The organism is Holdemania sp. (assembly GCF_986127675.1).
This window is the reverse complement of sequence record NZ_CFQZWI010000003.1, coordinates 1-21529: the sequence shown is the minus strand read 5'-3', so window position 1 is coordinate 21529 and position 21529 is coordinate 1. Positions and strand designations below refer to the sequence as shown.

The 21529-nt window shown below is 48.6% G+C and carries 19 protein-coding genes; 1 reads left to right on the top strand and 18 read right to left on the bottom strand.

Features of this window, described 5'->3' with window-relative positions; translation table 11 throughout:
* Positions 1 to 158 precede the first annotated feature (158 nt).
* The 14 genes from AC5OW4_RS00995 to AC5OW4_RS00930 form a co-directional block, all read right to left on the bottom strand.
* Complete coding sequence (locus AC5OW4_RS00995; protein ID WP_072685108.1) at positions 159 to 917, bottom strand: response regulator transcription factor; 759 nt, start codon at positions 915 to 917, stop codon at positions 159 to 161.
* Entirely contained in the window at positions 910 to 2592 is a 1683-nt protein-coding gene (locus tag AC5OW4_RS00990; RefSeq protein WP_072685109.1) for a sensor histidine kinase, read from the bottom strand. Before AC5OW4_RS00990 ends, AC5OW4_RS00995 begins: the two co-directional genes overlap by 8 nt.
* 39 nt (positions 2593 to 2631) lie before the next feature.
* Positions 2632 to 4287 (bottom strand): ABC transporter permease, encoded by a 1656-nt coding sequence (locus AC5OW4_RS00985; RefSeq protein ID WP_072685110.1) that lies wholly within the window; start codon positions 4285 to 4287, stop codon positions 2632 to 2634.
* Between the two features lie 3 nt (positions 4288 to 4290).
* Positions 4291 to 5376, bottom strand: coding sequence for an ABC transporter ATP-binding protein (locus AC5OW4_RS00980; RefSeq protein ID WP_072685111.1), 1086 nt, complete (start codon positions 5374 to 5376; stop codon positions 4291 to 4293).
* 81 nt (positions 5377 to 5457) lie between these two features.
* On the bottom strand, positions 5458 to 6504 hold the full coding sequence (locus tag AC5OW4_RS00975) for an extracellular solute-binding protein (protein ID WP_072685112.1): 1047 nt from the start codon (positions 6502 to 6504) through the stop codon (positions 5458 to 5460).
* A gap of 281 nt (positions 6505 to 6785) precedes the next feature.
* On the bottom strand, positions 6786 to 8027 hold the full coding sequence (locus tag AC5OW4_RS00970; RefSeq protein WP_295767629.1) for a hypothetical protein: 1242 nt from the start codon (positions 8025 to 8027) through the stop codon (positions 6786 to 6788).
* The gene (locus AC5OW4_RS00965; protein WP_195395536.1) at positions 8014 to 8871 is read right to left on the bottom strand and encodes an ATP-binding cassette domain-containing protein; all 858 of its coding nucleotides are present in this window, start codon (positions 8869 to 8871) and stop codon (positions 8014 to 8016) included. Before AC5OW4_RS00965 ends, AC5OW4_RS00970 begins: the two co-directional genes overlap by 14 nt.
* Positions 8868 to 9266 (bottom strand): GntR family transcriptional regulator, encoded by a 399-nt coding sequence (locus AC5OW4_RS00960; RefSeq protein ID WP_195395535.1) that lies wholly within the window; start codon positions 9264 to 9266, stop codon positions 8868 to 8870. Before AC5OW4_RS00960 ends, AC5OW4_RS00965 begins: the two co-directional genes overlap by 4 nt.
* A 312-nt stretch (positions 9267 to 9578) precedes the next feature.
* Positions 9579 to 10397: an RlpA-like double-psi beta-barrel domain-containing protein gene (locus AC5OW4_RS00955; protein WP_072685116.1), complete on the bottom strand. Its 819-nt coding sequence runs from the start codon at positions 10395 to 10397 to the stop codon at positions 9579 to 9581.
* Between the two features lie 46 nt (positions 10398 to 10443).
* The gene (locus AC5OW4_RS00950) at positions 10444 to 11232 is read right to left on the bottom strand and encodes a TatD family hydrolase (protein ID WP_308559809.1); all 789 of its coding nucleotides are present in this window, start codon (positions 11230 to 11232) and stop codon (positions 10444 to 10446) included.
* Positions 11217 to 11639: an RDD family protein gene (locus tag AC5OW4_RS00945; protein ID WP_072685118.1), complete on the bottom strand. Its 423-nt coding sequence runs from the start codon at positions 11637 to 11639 to the stop codon at positions 11217 to 11219. Before AC5OW4_RS00945 ends, AC5OW4_RS00950 begins: the two co-directional genes overlap by 16 nt.
* Before the next feature lie 10 nt (positions 11640 to 11649).
* Positions 11650 to 12993, bottom strand: coding sequence for a tRNA uridine-5-carboxymethylaminomethyl(34) synthesis GTPase MnmE (gene mnmE, locus AC5OW4_RS00940; protein ID WP_493676558.1), 1344 nt, complete (start codon positions 12991 to 12993; stop codon positions 11650 to 11652).
* A gap of 582 nt (positions 12994 to 13575) precedes the next feature.
* Positions 13576 to 14925: a glycoside hydrolase family 1 protein gene (locus AC5OW4_RS00935; protein WP_295769670.1), complete on the bottom strand. Its 1350-nt coding sequence runs from the start codon at positions 14923 to 14925 to the stop codon at positions 13576 to 13578.
* A gap of 255 nt (positions 14926 to 15180) precedes the next feature.
* On the bottom strand, positions 15181 to 15975 hold the full coding sequence (locus AC5OW4_RS00930) for an IclR family transcriptional regulator (protein WP_195395532.1): 795 nt from the start codon (positions 15973 to 15975) through the stop codon (positions 15181 to 15183).
* A gap of 144 nt (positions 15976 to 16119) precedes the next feature.
* On the opposite strand from AC5OW4_RS00930, the gene AC5OW4_RS00925 reads away from it, so the two are divergent.
* Positions 16120 to 17349 (top strand): M20 family metallo-hydrolase, encoded by a 1230-nt coding sequence (locus tag AC5OW4_RS00925; RefSeq protein WP_493676557.1) that lies wholly within the window; start codon positions 16120 to 16122, stop codon positions 17347 to 17349.
* A gap of 360 nt (positions 17350 to 17709) precedes the next feature.
* Here the strand turns inward: AC5OW4_RS00925 and AC5OW4_RS00920 are convergent, their stop codons facing one another.
* The 4 genes from AC5OW4_RS00920 to AC5OW4_RS00905 all read right to left on the bottom strand — a co-directional run.
* Positions 17710 to 19359, bottom strand: coding sequence for an FAD-dependent oxidoreductase (locus AC5OW4_RS00920; RefSeq protein WP_493676556.1), 1650 nt, complete (start codon positions 19357 to 19359; stop codon positions 17710 to 17712).
* 70 nt (positions 19360 to 19429) lie between these two features.
* On the bottom strand, positions 19430 to 20239 hold the full coding sequence (locus AC5OW4_RS00915) for a MerR family transcriptional regulator (protein WP_493676555.1): 810 nt from the start codon (positions 20237 to 20239) through the stop codon (positions 19430 to 19432).
* 82 nt (positions 20240 to 20321) lie between these two features.
* Positions 20322 to 20960 carry a hypothetical protein gene (locus AC5OW4_RS00910; protein WP_493676554.1) on the bottom strand — a complete coding sequence of 213 codons (639 nt, stop codon included), beginning with the start codon at positions 20958 to 20960 and terminating at the stop codon, positions 20322 to 20324.
* A partial coding sequence (locus AC5OW4_RS00905) for a hypothetical protein (protein ID WP_493676553.1) occupies positions 20953 to 21529 on the bottom strand: 577 nt, incomplete at its 5' end. The genes AC5OW4_RS00910 and AC5OW4_RS00905, both read right to left, overlap by 8 nt.

Here is a 21529-nt window from a genome sequence, read left to right as displayed (position 1 = left end):
AATCAAGAATCAAAAGTCATTCCGTTTTTCCCAGATGATAAAGAAATACCCGCTATTTATTTGATATTTCTCAGTTTTAAGTTCAAATTCTTGCGTCATCAAAAAAACCGCCTGAACTATCGGCGGTTTTAAAGTATGATTATTTATTAATCAAATGTCTACGGATGATTCTTCTTATATTGCGTTGGCGAAACACCAATTAATCGTGTAAAGACTTGGAAGAAATATTTATAATCATTAAACCCAACTTGCTCGGCAACCTCATAAATTTTATCTTTTCCTTCAAGAATCCGCAAACAAGCTTGAGCGATGCGATAATGAATGAGGTAGCGATGCAATGTCAGACCGGTTTCCTGACGGAATAACCGATTAAGATAATCAGCAGAGACACCCATGCGTTCTGCTACTTCCTCATCCCGCAGACGCGATGCAAAATGATCCTGAATCCATTGAGCAGCTCGACAAACATAATCTGAACACCCCTCTGGAATCGTCATCAGTTCAAGTACAGACTGAGGCAGCGAAGCTCCTGTTTCCGTCTGTTTTTTATGGATCCGATCTATCAGTTTGATCAGAACGCTCTCCAGTTCTTTCCTGTTGAATGGCTTTAAAAGATATTCTGCAACCTGTAACGAAATCGCCTCCTGCGCATAACTGAATTCTCCATATCCTGTTAAAATCACAGCTTCATATTGTTCTTGTTCTTTTGATAAACGCAACATTTCCAATCCATCCATCACCGGCATCTTTAAATCTGTAAAAACAATGTCAGGATGATACTGATAAATCTTTTCCAATCCCTCTTTTCCATTCCGTGCCTCGGCGCATATCTGACAACCTAAACGGGAAAAATCCAAAGATTGACGAAAACCCTGACGCAAAATAATTTCATCCTCTACGATTAAAATTTTAATCATCCTTTTTTCCTCCCACTGCACGCATGGTCATTGTTATCGTTGTTCCTTCATGCAGCCGACTGTCGACCTGTACTCCGCAGCCGTTTCCAAAATGCAGTCGAATTCGTTTGTGACTGTTCATAATTCCGATATGTCGGTAATCCTCATGCAGCGAATCAAGATTTTCACGAATTCGCATAAGCTGGGCAGCGTCCATGCCTTCGCCATTATCTTTAACGATGACTTGTAATTTTTCCGCTTTTTGTACGATCTGAATATCCAGATGAAATGGTCTATCCTGAACAAATCCATGGGACAAGCTGTTTTCAATCATGGGCTGGATCACCATCTTTGGAATCCTCAGATTCGAGTGGATTGGAGCTTGAATTGTATAAAGGAACGAATCGCCAAGACGGATTTTCTGCAGCTGCAGATAGTCCTCAATATAGGCAAGGTCCTGATCCAGATCAACCATAGAATCCTCGGAGGCATCAAGCGAGTAGCGTAGTAATTTCGATAATCTGACAATCATATCTTCCGCTTTATCCTGATCAAACATAATCATATATTTAATCGTATCAAGCGTATTGAAAATAAAGTGAGGATTAAATTGAGATTGCAGCTGTCTGATTTGTGCAATCCGCGTCTGCTTCTGCAATTCATCATTTTGATCAATCAACTGCTTAACCTCATCAAGAATGCGATTATACTGTTGAGCGATCGGACGCATTTCATTTTCCTCTACCGGCAGATATTCCAGTTTGCCACTTTGCGCGTAATTTTGCAAAGAAAGGAAGAGGTTATCAACACTCCTCAGACTCGTCCGCGCCGTCATCCGACTGATCTTATTGATGAATATCGCACATAACGCAAATACCAGTAAGTATACAATTAATTCCATCCGCATTAAAGCATAAACGGATTCCAGCGGTTTAAGGATGCAGAGCGATAACCCAAACAGAGGAAGCTCAATCTGTTGTTTAAGCATTGTCTGTCCCTGTATTTGCACCAACTTCCAGAAGAGTGGTTTTTCATCCAATCGCTGATAGGGGATGAATTTCTGATCTTCGCTGAGCAGGACACGCTTGCTTCGATTAATTAAGACAAAATCGGAACTGACACGACTTAAAATTGAACTCAGCTGCCTCTGTGTGAAGTGATAAAACAGATATCCCAAAGTTTGTTCATCATCCCTGATACTGCAAGCCAGTGTAAAAACAATCGGATCCGTCGTCATCATTCCGGAATTCGTTGTACTTCCAATAATCCCTGAATGTTCATCAATTTCATAGTGCAGGACGGGATTTCCCCGATTATCCGGGATCGGTGATTTGTGAGTCGCAAGCACTTGCCCATCCCGACTTTCCAGATCAAAATAGGCCTCAAGCGGAAGACGGTTACGCAGAGAATATAAAATCTGATATACTTCGATAGCATCTTTTCCTTCTTTTAAAAAAGATCGGATATGGGGTTCCTTGCGGATGTCTTCCATTCCCTGACGGTAAGCCTGAAAATTCTCTGTAAGTTGTTCTGAAGCCTGTCTGGCTTCGTCAGCTGTCTGATTTGTCATCAGAAAAATCAACAGAAAAGGAGTGAAAACCAACAGGCAGAATCCCGATATTGCCACCGGGATCAAAATGGATCTAACCAGCTTCTGTTGAATCACTTTATGATAAGGAAAGCAGATTTCTTCCATACAGCTCCTCCTTACTATGTTTTCATTATATCAAATCATTTACAGTTCAATCTCACGCTTACCGGTAATTTTAAACACCAGCAGTAAAACAACAATAGTGGAAGAAATCAAAATTGTAGAAAGCGCGCTGGCAACACCGTAATTACCACGAATAACTTCCGTATAAATCGCAATGGTCATCGTTTTTGTTCCGCCTACATATAACATAATTGATGCACTCAGCTCACTGATGATGGATACCCAGCTCATCAGCGCACCAGACATAACACCGGAGAACATCATGGGCAGCGTAACCTTGATAAAAGTTTCAAATCGGTTGGCACCTAAACTTTGCGAAGCTTCTTCAACATTCAAATTAATCTGATGAAGAATCGCACTGCTGGAACGGATTGTATAAGGCAGTCGCCGAATGACGTAGGCTGCGATAATAATCATTGCGGATCCGCTGAGTAAAAAAGGTTTTTTGTTAAAGGCCAGAAGCAAGGCAATGCCCATAACAGAACCCGGTATAATATACGGGAACATTGTAATTGTATCCAATACTTTTGTCAGTTTGCTTTTGCGGCGTACGGAAGTATAGGCAATCAGCACACCCATAATCACAATCAGAATGATCGCGGCTGTAGAGAATACATAAGTATTGCGGATCGCATTTCCCATCGACGAGAATGCTTTACGGTAACTGTTGAACGAATATCCTTCCACGAATAACATGCCGTTGGTATTCTGGAAAGAATTGACCAATACAACAAAGATCGGAAGGACTGCCAGAAAAGCACATAAGTAGGCAAACAAATGTGACAGGACATTCTTTATTCCACGAGCAGGGCGAGGCTCAATCGGACGCAGCGCCGACATCTCTATTGTCTTTCGGTTGGAAATATACTGTTGGAGCAGGAAAATGATTGTCGTAAAAATAACGATAATCACGCTGATTGCGGCCGCAAATGCTTTATCCCTTCCCATTTCGCCAACAAACGAATTATAGATTAAAACCGGCAGTGTACGATAACCTTCTCCAATCAGCATCGGTGTTCCGAAATCCGCCAGCACCCGCATAAACACAAGTAAGCCTGATGCCAGCATCGTCGGCAAAATCAGCGGAATAACAATCTGAAATATTTTCCGGATCCCAACACATCCCAGACTTTCAGCGGCTTCATTTAAGGAATTATCCATATTTTTTAAAGCCCCCGTTACATACAAATAAACCAGCGGAATCATTTTGATCGTAAATACCAGCAGGATTCCTGAAAAACCATAAATACCCGGCAGCGTCACATGAAAGAATTGATTGAATACCTTTGTTACAACTCCGGCCCGCCCCAGCAAGACGATCCAGGCATAGGCGCCAATGAAAGGAGGGGACAGGACAGAGATGATCATTGCGATATCCAGCGCGCCTTTAAATCGAATCTTGACCGTGCGTGTAATGTAAGCCAGTGCCGAACCAAAGATCACTGTTAACAGGGTTACGGTCGTTGTAACCTTGGCACTGTTGATTATTGTATTTGTATAGTAACTTTTTGAAAAAAACTTTTGGAATGCTGCCAATGAAAAAACACCCGTATCAAAGTCATAAATGCTGCCAATAAAAATACGGGAAATTGGATAAATGAAGAAAAACGCAAAATAGGCGAAGCAAAGTAATGTGATCAGCGTCCAGCCGTCAATTTTCCATTTCCGGGTGCGCATATTCTACACCGCTTCTTTCATTAAGGAAAGTTCAGTTTCCTGATCAAAGATATTGACATGGTGAGGATCAAACGCAAGCCGGACATCTTCGCCAATTTCGTGGATCTTCTCACGCGCATCTTTCGATACCTCTATCACCTGTTGGTTGGGTAATTGGATATCGTATTTCATTGTCGTCCCTAAAAATGTCCGATCCATTATCGTCCCTTTAACTCCGCTATTACTGAAATCCATTTCATTAGGGCGCACACAAACTCGAACGGATTGCGCTTCTTTGCAGGCATCAATCAGACGATTAGTCGCAAGAATTTCGCCATCTTCCAACATTACCTGTTTTTCATTCTGCCGTATCACGATTTTTCCATTCAATAAATTACTTTGTCCGATAAACGTCGCGACGAATAAATTCTTCGGATGGGCATAAATTTCTACAGGTGTGCCAATTTGCTGGATAACGCCGTGCTTCATGACCGCAATGCGATCTGACATGGACAAAGCTTCTTCTTGATCATGTGTAACATAAATCGTCGTAATTTTATATTGATGTTGAATTTCCTTGATTGCTGAGCGCATCTCAATCCGCAGCTTGGCGTCCAGATTGGACAGTGGTTCGTCCATTAACAGGACATCCGGTTGGATGACAATCGCTCTTGCCAGCGCAATTCGTTGCTGCTGACCGCCAGACATATTCGAAGGCATCCGGTCTTTCAAATCCGAAATTTGCACGACGTTTAACATTTCGTCCACCCTTCGGGACAGCTCTGGTTCTTTCACTTTTCTTTGTTTTAAGCCATATCCTACATTCTTCCCCGCGCTCATGTGCGGAAAGATTGCATAGTTCTGGAAAACCATCCCAATATTGCGCGTATGCGGTGGGAGATCGTTAATTCGCTTATCATTAAAGTAAAAATCTCCGCCTTCAATAGTATTAAACCCGGCGATCATCCGGAGCAAGGTTGTTTTGCCGCAGCCGCTGGATCCCAGCAGTGTAAAAAATTCGCCTTCTTTGACATGCAGGCAGAGGTCAGGAATGATTGTTTTATCGCCGAAACGTTTTACAGCATGTTCGATATTTATAGCTACACTCATCGTTGTTCTCCTTATTTAAAATAAGGAATTGAACTCCCATTCGATTCCTTATTTCCCATCGGTAATGATTCAAGGTCTTGATTATTCAAAAATAGAAGTATATAAATCAGTATATCGTTCAACAATTTTTTCTTTTGCTTCAGAAGACCACTGACTGGTAATTTTAATTGTTTTTACTTTCGTGATATCCTGCTTGTAATCTGCCAGTTTCACACCTGGACGAACCGCATTGGCCCCTGTTACTTCTGTCCCCATTAATGACTGACCATATTCACTGGACATAAAATCAACAAACAGCTTGGCATTTTCCATGTTCTTTGCGCCTTTGATTACTGCGACGCAGCTCATTTTAGGAACAACGCCTTCTTCCATATAAACAACACCGATATTGTCAATTCCCTGCGATAAATAGGTCTGTGCCGGTGTATCCCAGGTTAATCCTACAGCGTATTCGCCAGAGACTACACCTTTATGAATGGTTCCGGAACTATCAATAATTTTTCCATCCAGCTGGGTTAAAAATTGTTCAACATAATCCCAGCCTTCCTGTGATTCTACCAATTCATCATTAGTCGAGCCTTTTCCCATCGCAAGAAGCATGTTTTCCAGATGATTGTAAGCAGAAGATGAGTTTGCGGAATTCCCCATGGCAATCTTACCTTTGAGCTCCGGATTCAACAGATCGGCATAGCCTTTGATTTCAAAGCTGACCAGATTCTTATTATAAAGAATAACTGGAACATTGTAGTCAACAATCGTAGCATAACCGGTTGCATTCTTGAAATCGCCCATATCCTTGTCATTTTCAGAAATATATTCTTCAAAATAACTGGTATCGCTGACGACGTAATATTCGCCAAGCCATGTCACATCGGCATAGGGATTATCTTTTTCCGCCTGAATACGGGAATAGATTTCGCCTGAACTCGCTGTTACCGTTTCTACTTCAATTCCATATTTCTCTTCGAAAGCTGGAATCATGACATCCAGATTATCCTGAGCGGTTGGTGTGTATAAAACCAGTTTATTACTTTTGGTTTCACCGGTGTTTGGATTATCAGTCTTGGGAGTAGAACTACATCCGCCTAATACAAGTAGAGCACATAGAATCGCAATCAGTTTTTTCATATTTCCTCCTTTACGTTCCTTTGACTTCATTTTATGTGAAATGTAAGCGCTTTACCATGTGGAAAAACAGTCATTTTATCCTAAAATTCCGACTTTCACCTTGAATTCTCTCTCAATCTCCGTCAAACCTGATCTGAAAATCTCCGATCAGAAAAACCGTAAGACTGTTTCCTTATTCGTGATGTTCCAAAAAGAGGAAAATAGATGCTGAACAAACAAAAGAAGTTTCCCGGGATTTTTGATCCGCAGAAAACTTCTTCACTTTAAAAACTTCGGCAAAACTAAAGCGCACCCCGTCTGGCCTGAATTCCAAGCCATCTTCCAATCAGAATCAGACTGATAAGCAACAAGCCTGTCCAGAACCAGCCCGAATGCAAAAATAACAGGGCTCCCGCCGATGCCCCAGCCGCACCGAGGTTGACCGCAAAGAATCCGAAGAAATAACAGATCGATCCCTTATCCAGGTCATATTCAGACCCAAACGTCAAACTATACGCGACAAACGCCAGTGTGGCGCAAAGCGAAATCCCGACGGCCTTCCAGGTCAGCGGCAGAGCCAGGCTGCCGAAGGGAATGAACAGCTGCGTTCCCAGGATGATCAGATCCATAATCCACAGACTTCCAAGCACGAAGCCCTGCGCGATCAGCTGACCTGCCAGCCTTTTTTTCCGCGAGGCCGGGATCAGGTTCAACGCATAACCTCCGCTTTGAAACTTTTTCGTCAGCTGCCAGCTGGCCGCAAAGTCGCCGACAAAGAACACCAGATAGACATAGCTTCCGTTCAGAAAGATCAGGAAGAGCAAGGCCACCAAGAGTTGAAGACCCTGATCCCGGGTGCGCCGGCGTTGATTTTTGCCATGCAGCCTGATTTCCGCCAAATCCAGAATCCCGCGCAGTGGTTCAGAAATACCCGGAAATTCCAGCTTGTCGAAGGAATCCTGCTTCTCTTTTCCCATCAATTCGATGCGGGTTAATCCGATTGTCAGAGCCAGCACGACCGCCGCAGCCAGGATTAACGATAAAGACAACGCTTTATTACTGATTTCCAGCGCACCGATGACAACGATTAAAATAAGCGCATTGTAAATCATCGCGGTTTTCCAGGTACTGAGCGCTTGTTTTTCTTTCTCCCAACGCAGGACAATCCAGCCATACATCGCCCAGAAAACAACGGCGATCCACGCCAAGACACCGGTCAATCCCGGACGGCGCATATTCATCACCAGACCGCAGCCGCCGACTAAGCCGATCCAGGTCATCGTTACTGTAACAAGCAGAATGATCTTGCGATCCCGGTTGGAAAGCGGCAGCGTCTCCAGCATCCTTCCGCTGGCTTCCTCCTCGCCATCACGCCAGTCCAGCATTTTATTGGTAAAAATGATCGCGCCGAACAACAACGGAAACAGGGCAAGCGCAACACTCCCCGAAGTCAGAATCAGGGAGAAGATGACCATCCCCAACAGACCGCCGTTGCATTGAAACCAATACCCCCAGGCCAGATGCAGCCGATCAGAATTCTTCATACGTCAGATCCTGCGCCAACATGATTTCTTCCAGTGTCGCGGGGGTAAAGACTACCGGAAGATGCCGCAGCTGCGCCGCCTGGGTACACATGCCTTCCCAGCCGGTCTCCGTCGGTTTCGGTTTCAGCACAAAATCCTTCATTTCCTTCGGCATTTTTCCTTCGCAGCGGAAATGCTGCCAATTCTCCATCAAAATTTCCCTGGACGCGGAGAACTTCACATGGCCGTTTTCCAGACAGGTCACATAATCCGCGATTTTATCCAGATCCGCTGTATTGTGCGTGGAAAATAATAACGAATGATCCTCCTGCTGCATGAACTCATATAACAGATCCAGCACTTCCCGCCGCGACACCGGATCAAGATTCGCCGTCGGCTCATCCAGAATCATCAGCTTGGGATGATGCGATAAAGCGAAGATAATCGAAAGCTTCACTTTCATCCCCGCTGAGAATTCGCCGAACGGTTTGCCTAACGGCAAGCGGAACCGGTTGAGCAGCGTATGATACAGAACTTCGTCAAACTGATCGTAAAACGGTCCGATCCGGCGCATCAGCTTCATCGCATGGTAGGAATCCGGAAATACAAACCGGTCGCTGACTACGCCCAGCTGATTTTTAATCTGCCGCTCGTTCTGATCCATCCGCATCCCCAGCAGCGCGCAATGCTGAGCACGTGCGGGCGTACTGTCCAGCAACGCTTCAATCAGCGTCGTTTTTCCCGCTCCATTGCGGCCGATCAAGCCCATGACATAACCGCATGGCAAGTCAAAATGATCAATGAAAAGATCAAAGTCCGGATAATGCACCCGCAGATTCTCTGCGGAAATCGCGTTTTCAGTCATAACTTCTCCCTCTTTTCCTGAATGACAGTTTTTTGTGCCTGATCAAACAAGGTCTGGATCTGCGGCAGCGTAAGTCCCAGCTTCAATCCCTTATCCAGTGTCGCCTGGAATTCTTCGATCAGCTGTGCTCCCGCCTGTTCCTGTACCCGTTGAACATCCAGCGGACAAACGAAACAGCCCTTGCCCTGACGTGTCTCAATCATCCCCGCTTGTTCCAAATCATCATACGCCCGCTTTACGGTGATGATCGCCACCTGCAGCTGTTTCGCCAGCTGGCGGATCGAAGGCAGCTGATCCTGCGGACGCAGCTGTCCCTGACAAATTGCCGATCGAATCGCGTTTTCGATCTGCAGATAATTCGGATCATTTGAGCTGGAATTCAGAAATATGCGCATCGTTCTTCCTCCACTGTTATTATAGAATAGACACAGTTGATTTGCAATAGACACCCCAGAATATCGGCTTGAAAATTCAACGGTATTCCCCCTGATGCAAATCTTTCTTCTGTATTCAACTTAATTCCTTTTAACAAAATTCCTTAAAATTCCCATTGCTTCATACAAAAGTATAAAATAAGGATAATGAAGAAGGAAAATAAAAATCGCTTTGCAAAAAATAAAAAAGACATCCTGCCCCGCAGAATGCCCTCGTTCTCTTATGCCTGGTTTGATTTTATTTAGCCGCGCCCGCGCCTGCCTTCAACGCTCTCAGTTGAAGCGGCAGCCGTTGGCCCGTTTGCGGCCGAAGTCCACGATCGAAACTTTGACGTTGGAGCGTTTCCCGTTGCGCACGCTTGGATAATATTCTGATCCGGTGAACAGGTCGATCGTCGATCCCTGCACCGCGCCGCCCCGGTCGGCCACCACTGCCAGGAAAGGTTCTCCCGGCGTCAGCCCCTGACCGTTGAACTTGTGATCGCTGATTTCCACTAACGTGCATAACGGCAGCGTTGAGGATGCGGCGATCAGATAATAGCCGTCGTAAGTAATCCCGTCTTTCCATGTGCCGTCAGACTGACGCACCCCGGTTGTGCTGATCGCGATGCCGGCCGGCGTTCCCCCGCCGCACCCGACGCAATCCGCCCCATAGGAAGTCACGCGGCTGGAATAGAAATACGCTTCCTCTTTGACCTCGGAGCCATAGCTCATAACGATCGGCCGGGCTTCGATGACTTCTGTGGAATAGGGTACCAGGACACGCGACAACAAGTTGCCCTCCTGGTCGTAGGTCATTTCATAGGTATCGTTTTGAACCTTCGGACTTCCGTCGTCCGTTTTGGAGATCATCCAGGAAACGCCGTTTTCCGGAATTTCCTCGGGATGGACAAATACGGTATCCTGCGCTTCCAGAAAGGTCGTGATCGTCTCCTGCGCCGTCCGATACGGAAGCGTTTCTTCACTCGCGGCTCGCGAATAACTAAAGGTCTGCAGGATCAGTGGTGTCTTGACTTCTTCCGGGATCATGATCAATGCGGTCATGCCCAGACCCAAGCATACTAAAATTCCAAAAAGCACTGCTTTTTTCATTTTATTTTCCTCCTTTCACCAGAGATCGTAGACTCTTCTCTTTTTTTCAGAGTTCGTCTTGCGGGTGGAATAAAGCTTGATAGTTATCCCAAAGACTCTGTTTTAACGCCTCTTCCTCCATCCCGCGCAATTCCATAATGGTTTTGGCAGTCAGCGGAAGATACATCGGCTCGTTCCGTTTTCCCCGGTAAGGAACGGGCGTCAGATAAGGACAATCGGTTTCAATCTGCAAATGTGCCAGATCCACGTCCGCCGCCACCTCTTTCGGGGTCTTGGCGTTTTTGAACGTGACCGGTCCGCCCAGACCGATCATGTAGCCGAGCTTGACAAATTCCCTGGCCATTTCCCGGCTGGAGCTGAAGCAATGGATGATCCCGCGGCGAGTAACGGGATGCTCGCGCAGAAGGGCCAGCGTATCGCCGATCGCGTCGCGGCTGTGGACCAGAATCGGTTTGTTGACCCGGTTCGCCAGCTCGATCTGACGGATAAACGCCGCCTGCTGCTGAGGATGATTGTCTTTATCCCAATAATAGTCCAGGCCGATCTCACCGACGGCCGTGACATTCTCATTATAGACCAGAGTTTCGAGTTTATGCCAGTCTTCTTCCGTAAAATCGCGCAAATCACTGGGATGAAAGCCCACCGCGACGTCAAAACGCGCGTCTTCGGCCTTCATTTTCAAGGCGGCTTCCGCTTCTTCCAGCCGGCAGCAGACGATCATCATCCGCGCGACGCCGGCATCCAGCGCCCGCTGGCGAACATCCTGAGCCTCGCCGATCAGATCCGCGCAGGTCAGATGACAGTGCGAATCTATCCAGCCTAAAGCTTTTCCCATACCGAGGTGCCTGCCATCCGGTCATGCAGCGAGCTGTGCTGATCGGAATACGCGAGAATCGCGGAGAACAAACCCAGAATCCAGATCTGCAGCGAGAACGCCTTCATCACCCCGCGGATCAGGCAGTCGCCGAAGGACAGCGACCCCTGTTCCTTCTCGACTTCCAGCTTCATGATCAGCTTGCCAACGGTACCGCCGGCGAAGTAAACCATCGCCGCCTCATACAAAGCATAGACAATCACGAACAAAAACGATGTCGAAAACAGGAATCGGAAATGATGGAGAAACGGCAGCCAGCTTAAAATCCAGCGGATTAAGGAGAACGCCATTTCGATAATGCCGACCGGAATTCCGATCAACAGACTGTCGATAATCAAAGCGATAACACGGTTGATAAATAATTTCATGAATGATTCCTCACTTTCCTAAACAAAACTTGGAGAACAGCGCATCCAGCAGGTCTTCCCGGCTGGCTTCACCGACGATTTCTTTGAGCGCCATATAGGCGGCCTGCAGGTCGATTGTCACTAAATCCAGTTCCGCGCCTTCCTGCAGCGCGTTGACGGCCTGCGCCATGGACTGACGGGCCTGACGGGCCAGCGCGATCTGACGCTCATTCGCCAGCGACGGCAGCTCCAGCATCGCGTGATGGTGTTCGTAGCGTTGGTTGATCTGATCGATCAACGGTTCAATCTGATTTTGCGCGGCACAGATAGAAATTGTACCCGAACGATCCTCCGCCTGCGGCGCGAGATCTTTTTTATTAACAACGACGATCCGGTTGCGGCCCTCGGTCAGATCCAGCAGGCGGCGGTCCTCGTCGTCCTGCGGGCGGCTGGCGTCCAGCACGATCAGGATCAGTTCCGCTTCCTCCAGCGCCTTCATGGAACGTTCGATCCCGATCTGTTCCACACGATCCTCGGTTTGGTGAATTCCGGCGGTGTCGATCAGATGAAGCGTGACGTTGCGCAGATGGATTTCCCCTTCAACCAGGTCGCGGGTCGTCCCGGCGATCTCAGTCACAATCGCCTTGTCTTCCTCCAACAGGGCGTTGAGCAGACTCGACTTGCCGACGTTTGGCTTGCCCAGAATGACCGTCTTTACGCCTTTTTTCATGATGCGGCCGCTCTCGGCGCGCTGCAGGATTTCATCCATCCGGATTAACCAGGACCGCGCCTGGGGCAGAACGCTTTCCCAGGTTAATTGTTCGGCATCCTCGTATTCCGGATAGTCGATATTGACCTCGATGTTGGCGATGATATTGAGCAGCGCTTCGCTCAGCGGCTCGATCAGACGGCGGATACTGCCGCGGATGCCCTGAATCGCCAGCTGCGCCTGTTGGGAAGAATCGGCGTCGATCATATCCATGACCGCTTCGGCCTGCGTCAGATCAATGCGGCCGTTTAAGAAGGCCCGGCGGGTGAACTCACCCGGCTCAGCCAGCCGTGCACCCTCCGCCAGTACCAGCGCCAGAATCCGCCGGGTGATGTAGCGTCCGCCATGCCCGCTGATTTCCACAACGTCTTCGCGTGTAAAGGTTTTCGGTGCACGGAAAACCGTCAGCAGCACCTCGTCGACAGCTTCCTTACTGATGGGATCAATGATATAGCCATACCGGACGGTATGTGTCGGCTGATCGTCCACCCGGCGGCTGAACAGTCGTCCGGCAATCGCCAGACTGTCCGGGCCGCTGATCCGGATCACCGAAATCGCGCCGTCCTGCAATGCGGTAGAGATCGCCGCTATCGTATCGTTCAGCATTCTCTCACCTCCGAAATGTTCATGGTACAGTTTACCATATTTTTTGGATTTGCCTAGTGAAATCCTTCAATCTCCCTTTAAAATAAGGGATTCTTAAGATCTTTTGGAAATTATTTCCGACGATTTAAGAACTTTTTAAGATTCCATTCCCTCTTTGTCCGGCTGAGTCTGAAGACCAAAATATTCACTTTTTACAAAACAATGGGGGCGAATCGTCATTCCCTGAAATCCTTCTGTTTGAAAAGACGCCGCGCCGTTTCCGCACAACACCGGGGATGTTTCTTCCTTCTGTGCAAAAGAAAACGGTCAATCCCCTGCCGTCTCAGGTACTGACCGTTTTGAATGACGTGAAATGATTTTCAGGCAGAGCGCCGGCCATTTTCAGAGTCCTTCGCCACGCTTGCCTGATACTGCCCGAAATCCTTTACGGCTTCTGGCATCCGCCTGATTTCTCAAGGTGCCCGGAAATGAGCTGGGTCTAATCCGTCTTGGACAGCGCCGCAAACCCATTGCTTTCTGAATCCGCACGCCGATCCCTGCAAATAGCCGGTTGCTTGCCGCTGGACACGGCGAATTGCAGCGTTAATCCCGGTCGCTGTGAGCGATAAAGTCGCGGTACCAAAACCAGCTTTTCTTTGGAATCCGCTTCAGATCGTGATCAAAATCGACATAGACCAGACCATACCGCTTTTTATAACCGTTAATCCAGCTGTACACATCGACGTTGCTCCAGGCATAATAGCCGATCACATTGCAGCCTTCCTCCCGGGCCTTCAACATCCAATGGAAAACATTTTTCATGAAATCGATTCGCTTGTCATCGTGGATCTCGCCGTTTTCATCGACCTCGTCGTACAGCGCGCAGCCGTTTTCCGTGATGAATACCGGAATATCGCCATACCGCTTCTGAATCCCCTTAAGCATGTCATAGACCGTTTTATGATAGATTTCCCGGCCCCATTCATCCCGCGGCAGAGAGAAATCATAGTCGCTTTCAAACCAGTTTTTGACAACCAGTCTTTCCAGCACTTCGCCTTTTCCTTCATAATCGCGGTAATAGTTCGTTTCGCCGCTGACATACGGCTTAACCAGCGTCCGGGTATAACAGTTCTGACCCAGAAAGTCAATCGTGTTCTCGCTGAGAAGTTTCAGGTCTTCCGCTTTAACAAAGCTCAGATCAATGCCCGCTTCCTCTAACAAACCAGGTAAATCTTCCGGGAAATGTCCCAGAATCGCCGGATCGGTCACCCACAGATTTTTAAACAGGTCGCCGCGATGACGGGCAATCCGATATTCCTCGGTGTCCAGCAGCGTCTGAACGGTATTGGTCGTATGCACTATGCCGATTTTAGAGTTCAGCTTCCGTTTTCTGAATTCCGCAACCGCCCGGGCATGCGCGATCACCAGATTGTAGCCGACGTGGCAAAGCTCCTGCACGCTGTGATGATTCGGCGGATACTTTCCCTGCAGATAAGCACAGTTCGCATTGTGCGTTATTTCGTTGATCGTGACGTAATACGGAATGGAATCGCCGAACAGATCGAAAACCATCCCGGCATAGCGGGCGAAATAGGCCGGGAACTGATCGTTGAGATATCCGCCTTCCGCCTCGATCCATTGCGGAATATCGTAGTGCAGCAGTGTCACATTGGCGGCAATGCCGTGCTTGCGGCATTCTTCCAGCACGCTGCGGTAAAACGCCACGCCTTGAGGATTGATCTGCCAATTTGACGACGGGATGATCCGGCTCCAGGACAGGGAGAAACGGAAGGTGTTCTGATTTCCCTTTGCCAGCAGTTCGATGTCTTCCTTATAGCGATGATAAAAATCATTGGCGACGTCGCCGGTGATGCCTTTGGGATTTTTATCCGGATCGTGGACAAACGCGTCCCAGTTGCTTTCCCCTTTTCCTCCTTCGTTCCGCGCCTTCACATTGATAGGCCGCAGTTGCGGATCCCCACAGAAAATCTTCTTTTTTCATGATTACCTCCATTACCGCGCATAATGCGGTTGCAAATATTGCATGAAAGCAAGCTAAGTGGCTTTGCTTTCCCACTTTCTGCTCCTGTTTATTCTTTGCCCCGCCTGTTGGGCTGGCTTAAACACAAGACTTTGAATTGATGTTTCATTCGAATCTGACGGTTTTTCTTTCTTTTCCTTTTATAAAAGAAAGCTCATCCTTATGGATTAAAATAACGAATCAACTTCCTGTTGCGAGAGATGAGCAGCGATCGCCTGACACGCAGCGAGCAGCTCCAGCAAAACGTCTTCCTGCTTCATCCGTAACAGCGGTGTCGGCGCCACCGTGCTCAGCGTCCCCGCCAGATGCTGCCTCGCCGTGATGATCGGTACGCCCACAGCGCTCATGCCGATATCGGTTTCCTCATTGACCGTCGCATAGCCCTGACGGACTATCTTCTCGATTTCCTGCCGGAAAACCGCGCGGTCCGTGATTGTATTCGGCACAATCGCTCTGAGATCCAGCGCCGAAACCAGAAGATTCCGTTCCGCTTCCGCCAGCGATGCGACGTACAGCTTGCCGGACACTGAAGCGTGCAGCGGAATATCTGCCCCCATTTTAGGACTGTAAGTATAAAACGTTTGGGTTGGTTCCACGACGTCTACCGTATAGATCCGGTTGTGCAGAACAATCTGAAGCCAGATATTCATCTGATGCTTTGCCGCGATGCGATCCATATATGGAAACGCACAGGTCCTGAGATAACGGACATAACCTTCGCTGACCCGATTGGCCTTCATCAGAAATTCATAACCGAGGAAAAAGCGGTTGTTCTTCTCACTCTTGATCAGATAACCGTTATTCAGCAGCGTCATCACCAGACCCCGCACCGTGCCGACGTTCAGATTCAACATTTCACTTAATTCTGTCAACGTCAATCCGTTGGCGGATTGATCAATGCACTGAATGATGCTCAGCGCCCGTTCAACGGACTGAATCGTCTTGCCATTCTCCTGATTCATAACACACCTCATCTTCAAATCTTTATCCTTGTTCCAGGGCTGATAAACGACATTGACTTTCCCTGGGCTTATCGTTATAATAAAACCAAAAGTTGATATTGTCAATTTTTTCTTGACATTATCATAAAAACAGGAGGTTTATCTATGGCTGATCGATTCCGTATTCAAAACAATCTGGAAACACTCCGTGATTTCAGCGCACCGGGTGAGGAAGGGACGACCCGGCTGAGCTATACCCCGGCTTACCGGCAGGCCGTCGATTATCTGAAAAAAGAAATGGAAGCTGCCGGATTGCGGACCTGGGAAGATGGCGTCGGCAACGTCTATGGCGAATTGAAGGGAACCGATGAAACCGCCCCGGTAATTCTCTCCGGTTCCCATCTCGATACCGTCCGCTGTTCCGGTTATTTCGACGGTCAGGCCGGCATCGTCTGTGCTTTGGAAGCCGCAAGAATGTTGAAGGAAAGCGGAAAACCGTTAAGAAGCTCCTTTCAGGTTCTGGCGACAATCATGGAGGAAGGCGCCCGGTTCCCGAATCTGACCGGCAGCCGCTATATCGCCGGTGAAAATGGCGAAGCTCAGCTGGATACCTTGCGGGATCAGGATGGCGTTACACTGCGGGAAGCAATCCGGCAATGCGGCTTTTCAGGCAATCTGGAAATGACTTGCAGAAAAGCGGATTCGATCAAGGCATTTTTGGAGCTGCATCTCGAACAGGGAATTCGATTGGAAAGCACGCACACCGATCTGGGCATCGTGGAAACGATCTATGGCTGCCGCTGGTTCACAGTCGCGGTGAACGGTGCGACTTCTCACCCTTCTACTCCGATGAATTTAAGAAAAGATGCGGGCATCGCCGCCTGCACCTTGATCAGCGAACTGGCCGCGCTGGTTGAAGAACATTATCCAAACCGGGCGACGGTCACCTTCGGAAAATTTGAAAATCATCCAAACGAGATCAATGCCGTGCCCGGACGCACTGTGTTCTCCGTTGATTTCCGCAGTGGAAAACCGGAAATTCTAAATGAACTGGAAGCTTTGTTAAAAGAGAAGCTCAAAGCGATGGAATCCCGGTTCCGCGTTAAAACGGAGCTGACGCTGTATTCGGACGTTCCGCCGACGCCTTGCTGCGCAGAATTTTCAAAGATCTTGGAAGAACAGGCGGCAGCCCTGCATTTCAGCACGCTCAGGATGGATTCCGGAGCAGGCCATGACGCGATGATCTTCGCCAAACATTGGCCTGCGGCCATGATCTTTGTGCCGAGCCATAACGGACTGACCCACTGCCCGAAAGAATGGACAGACTATGGAAATCTGGCCAAAGGAGCCGATGTTCTCTGTGCCGCTATACGTCAGATCGACAAGCTGGATTAATCGCATCCGTAAGCTTCAAAACAGGATGCCGGCTTGATCACAACCCTCTCCGCTCCCGATTTTACCGGTTGGATTTCTCACGGAATCCAACTTTTTTTCAGCGATTTCCGCTTATACGCAGCTGGCTGTGGGCACTGATGTCCCCCGGGTTTTCGTTTCGGCCGCAAAAAGATCGCAGCTTGCCCAGCCTGAGGGACATGGGATATCCGATCAGATCAACATCAGCCTGTTTGATCTGATTGGGATGGGAAACGCAAGGAAAGCAAGAGAGGGAGCATTTAGACAAACAAAATTCACGGAAAGATAAAATAAAAACTGGAATCACATGGACTCCAGTTCGTTTGATCATTGGGATAACACTTATTTTTTCAGCAGTTCGCTGACCGCTTCGCCGACAAACTTGCCAGTGTTGACGGAATAGCCCATCGTGTTGCCTGGAAGCAGGAACATGTAGCTGTCGCCGTAAACCGTACAGGAATCGGTGCCCGCCGAATACAGACCAGTGATGACCTGATCGTTCTGATCGAGCACTTCCAGATTGGAATTGACCTTGATGCCGCCCAGCGTGCCATAGCTGGATGGATAATACTGCGCCGCATAGAACGGAGCGGTCGTGATCGGCTTGAGATACGCCGCACCCTTGCCTAACGGATCGTAACCGTCGGCGCACAGCTGGTTGTATTCCGCAACCGTTGCCGCTAAGCCCTGCGGATCAATGCCCATCTTGTTCGCCAGTTCTTCCAACGTATCAGCTTTGACGATCGCCGTGTAACCGGATTCTTCCATCGTCTTGAAGTTCGCGTCAAACTGCGTGAAGTCATCGGTATTCCATACACGGCTGGTAAAATCGACGCGATTCGCTTCGACATAGCTCTGTTTGATCGCCTCGTCAAGAATCATGAAGCCGGTGTTGCCCGTCTGATTGCGCAGCGAGTTGCCGGTATAGGTCGTGTTCTGCACCTGTTCCTCGTTGAAGAACCGCTTGCCTTGTTGATTGACCATCAGGTTCGGCTGCTGCATGACAAGCTTGATATCGTTGGTATAAGCTCCGGTCGAGCCTGGCTGGAAGATATCGAAGATCATTTCCTCGATCATCTCCGATTGCTTCACGCCGGCATTCCACGCCATCTGGATGCCGTCGCCTTCATGTCCCGGGAAGCGCATGCCGAAGAAGTCCTGATCGAGATTCAAAGCGAATTGTTCCTTAACCCATTCTTCGTTGTTGCCAAAGCCGCCGGTGGCGATCAAGGCCGCATTGCACAGGAAATGATAGCCTTGCTTGCCATCCGTGCTGACGGCGCAGACGCCGCTGACCTTGCCGTTTTCCGTTTCCAGACGGCAGGCCGGGGTTTCCAGGTAGAACTCCACGCCCAGTTCGCGGGCCCGAGCTTCCAGATGATCGGTCATGGTCTTCGCCTGACCGCCGCCGATCACACCCGTTTCCGATTTGACAATGTGCCAGGTCGGATAGGATTTTTCAAAATAACGCGCAGCTTCTTCAAATTCGACGCCCATTGATTCGATCCATTCCAGCGTTTCCTTCGATTCCTCGAAGTACCGGCGCATCAGCACGCAGTCGGTGCGGTAGTGCGTGTACTCCGTGAACATGTTGTACATCGCGTCCAGATCCAGTTCTTCTCCCTGCGCTTTCTGCAGCTCAGTGCCGATCGCGAGGATGCCCATGCCGAATTTTGCACAGCCTCCGGTCGCGCCGGTTTTCTCTACCACAGCGACGGACAGGCCGTTTTCCGCAGCTTTCACGGCGGCGCACAGGCCGGCCGGCCCGGCTCCGACAATCACAAAATCCACGGTTTTCTCTGTGATCGCATCCGCGGACAGTGCGGTATATGGCGCATCTAATGCAGTGGCGATGGTGTCCCCCGTGGCTTCCGGCGATGGTGTCGATGTTGTGTTTTCATTGGTGCTGCAAGCCCCCAGCAACCCCAGTGCGCCCATGCCCGCGGCCGCGGCCAGGGAGCTTTTCAGAAACTCTCTGCGAGATAAGTTCATCTCTGATTCCCTCCTAACGTTTCTGGAACCATTGTAGGGTATACAGGTACTGTACAGGCAAGTGATATTTTTAACAATCCTGAAACGGAACGTAACATTTGTGATATTCGATGGTCTTGCCCTCCTGGGTATGGACCAGAATCAGACTGGTGCTGACAAACGAATGCACCGTCTTGCCGGAGGCGATCACCTCGTCCCGAAACGCCAGCGCTTTTTCGATCAGCTGCCCCGGCATCGCGTCCCATTCGCAGCACACGCAGCGAACCGCTGCTTTTGAGGCTTGCAGCTTGCGCATTTTCGGATGCAATGGAATCCCTGCCGCCCGGGCATTGGCTTCGATGATCCCCAGACTGGTGACTGACCGCCAGCCGGAAGGTCCTTCGATCAGATCGGCATGCACGCTGGTCAGAGGCATTGCCGCGATCAGCGCTTTGAGCGTCGGCAGATCGGCAGCTGTCATCTTTGCGAAAGCATCCGCGCTCAGAACATAATAATTCGGACATTCCTCAATCACCGTGCGCGGGAATTGGCACTCCCGGAGAACCCGCTGGTATTTTCGCAGCTCTTCCCGCTGACGCATCAGCCGTTCAATCTGCACATCCAGTTCCTGTTCGCGTTTCGTGATCTGAGCCTGAATTTCCGGCAGCGTCAGTTGGGCTTCTTTGACAAAGGTATGCAATGTTTCATCCAGCGAAAACGACATCAACGCATAACGTCTTAAATAGAACAGCTGAAAGATATCGTCGACGCTGTACCAGCGGAAATCATGTTCGTCCCGACGCGGATGAATCAAGCCTTTCTCTTCATAAAAGCGAATGGCTCCGCGCGTATTATCAAACAAATCGGAAACTTCCTTGATCGTAAACCAACCGTTTTTCACGACGATCACCTCGTTTTGATTGTATCATGAAAAGGCTTGAAAAAGGCGTTATAAAGCAGTGATTAAGTTGGGCGCTGGTTTTTTACGGCTTTGGGTTTGCGGAGAAGTCCAGTCCCAGCCAGGGAAGCTCCGCCAGCCAGATCAGATTGAGCAGATCGAAAAAGCTAAGCATCCATTCGCCGTTTAATTCAGGATAAAAAACGAATAGCCCATAAACGCTGACGATTGCCAGCTTGACCGCAACAAATCCCCAGCGGATGTTTTTTGCCTTGTTTAAATACAACGCCGCCAATCCTGCCTGAAAAAGAAACGCGGCGGACTGCACAAGTCCGATCGGCAATGCAAGGCCCAGCATTCTCTTCAAAAATTTCAGAATCAGCGTATGTGGAATTCCGGGGATCTCCAGCAGCAGCGACGCCGCAAAATAACCGTCATCCAGCGGCATCAGCGTCATTAAAAACAGGAGAACTGCCAGTCCAGCCGCAAAGCTTGCGATGTGGTATTTTGCATCGCTGATCCAGAATAAATAAAGGCCCACGATCATCAACCCGACCGAAATCATGATAAAAGAAATCCCCGGCTGAACCCACGGCTCGCCATAGAATCGCAGGGAATGAAGTTCCGGTCCCCAGCTCAGCCAATAGCCCAGCGACAGCGACAAATAGATCAGCAGCCAGCTGCCCGCCCGGTATAAGATCATTCTGTATCGCGAATTATTCATCTGTTGATCCCTTTTCTGCTTTCAAACTCCGCTTTGCAGGAGTGTCCACCCAAATCCACGGAATTTCCGCCAGTCTGACCAGCGTCAGCATGCTGAAGAAGCTGAGCATCCAGGTTTCAAGGACATTGTCGTAAAAACAGAACAGCGCATAACCGCTGATCACCACCAGCCGGGATGCGATACATCCCCAATGGAGCTTTTTAATATATTTGAAACTCAGCCCAATCAAAACAAACTGAAGTAAAAATAGAATTCCTGTGACCGCTGAAATGGGGATGATAAGACCGGTAATCACTTTAATGATCTTTAAAATTATCAAATAAGGAAGTGCTGGTAAGGTACAGATCAGAAGAGCACCTAAAAGTCCATCATCGTAGACTGCCACCGTTAATAAAACGAGCTCCAATACCAATCCCGCAGCGAATCCTGCCAAAGCGTGTATGGAATCGCTGAGGATAAATAAGACCGCTCCCAGAATCGACATTCCTATAAGAATAAAAAGCGTCAACGTCCCCGGAATGATGCGGACATCTCCATAAAAGTGGAAAAAGCGAAGATCGGAAGAGCAC

Coding starts and splice junctions, on each gene's coding strand:
- AC5OW4_RS00980 (WP_072685111.1), bottom strand. CDS start 5,376: ATGAGTGTAGCTATAAATATCGAACATGCTGTAAAACGTTTCGGCGAT.
- mnmE (WP_493676558.1), bottom strand. CDS start 12,993: ATGCTGAACGATACGATAGCGGCGATCTCTACCGCATTGCAGGACGGC.
- AC5OW4_RS00925 (WP_493676557.1), top strand. CDS start 16,120: ATGGCTGATCGATTCCGTATTCAAAACAATCTGGAAACACTCCGTGAT.
- AC5OW4_RS00910 (WP_493676554.1), bottom strand. CDS start 20,960: ATGAATAATTCGCGATACAGAATGATCTTATACCGGGCGGGCAGCTGG.
- AC5OW4_RS00990 (WP_072685109.1), bottom strand. CDS start 2,592: ATGGAAGAAATCTGCTTTCCTTATCATAAAGTGATTCAACAGAAGCTG.
- AC5OW4_RS00930 (WP_195395532.1), bottom strand. CDS start 15,975: ATGAATCAGGAGAATGGCAAGACGATTCAGTCCGTTGAACGGGCGCTG.
- AC5OW4_RS00965 (WP_195395536.1), bottom strand. CDS start 8,871: ATGACTGAAAACGCGATTTCCGCAGAGAATCTGCGGGTGCATTATCCG.
- AC5OW4_RS00920 (WP_493676556.1), bottom strand. CDS start 19,359: ATGAACTTATCTCGCAGAGAGTTTCTGAAAAGCTCCCTGGCCGCGGCC.
- AC5OW4_RS00985 (WP_072685110.1), bottom strand. CDS start 4,287: ATGCGCACCCGGAAATGGAAAATTGACGGCTGGACGCTGATCACATTA.
- AC5OW4_RS00960 (WP_195395535.1), bottom strand. CDS start 9,266: ATGCGCATATTTCTGAATTCCAGCTCAAATGATCCGAATTATCTGCAG.
- AC5OW4_RS00945 (WP_072685118.1), bottom strand. CDS start 11,639: ATGAAATTATTTATCAACCGTGTTATCGCTTTGATTATCGACAGTCTG.
- AC5OW4_RS00975 (WP_072685112.1), bottom strand. CDS start 6,504: ATGAAAAAACTGATTGCGATTCTATGTGCTCTACTTGTATTAGGCGGA.
- AC5OW4_RS00970 (WP_295767629.1), bottom strand. CDS start 8,027: ATGAAGAATTCTGATCGGCTGCATCTGGCCTGGGGGTATTGGTTTCAA.
- AC5OW4_RS00955 (WP_072685116.1), bottom strand. CDS start 10,397: ATGAAAAAAGCAGTGCTTTTTGGAATTTTAGTATGCTTGGGTCTGGGC.
- AC5OW4_RS00950 (WP_308559809.1), bottom strand. CDS start 11,232: ATGGGAAAAGCTTTAGGCTGGATAGATTCGCACTGTCATCTGACCTGC.
- AC5OW4_RS00995 (WP_072685108.1), bottom strand. CDS start 917: ATGATTAAAATTTTAATCGTAGAGGATGAAATTATTTTGCGTCAGGGT.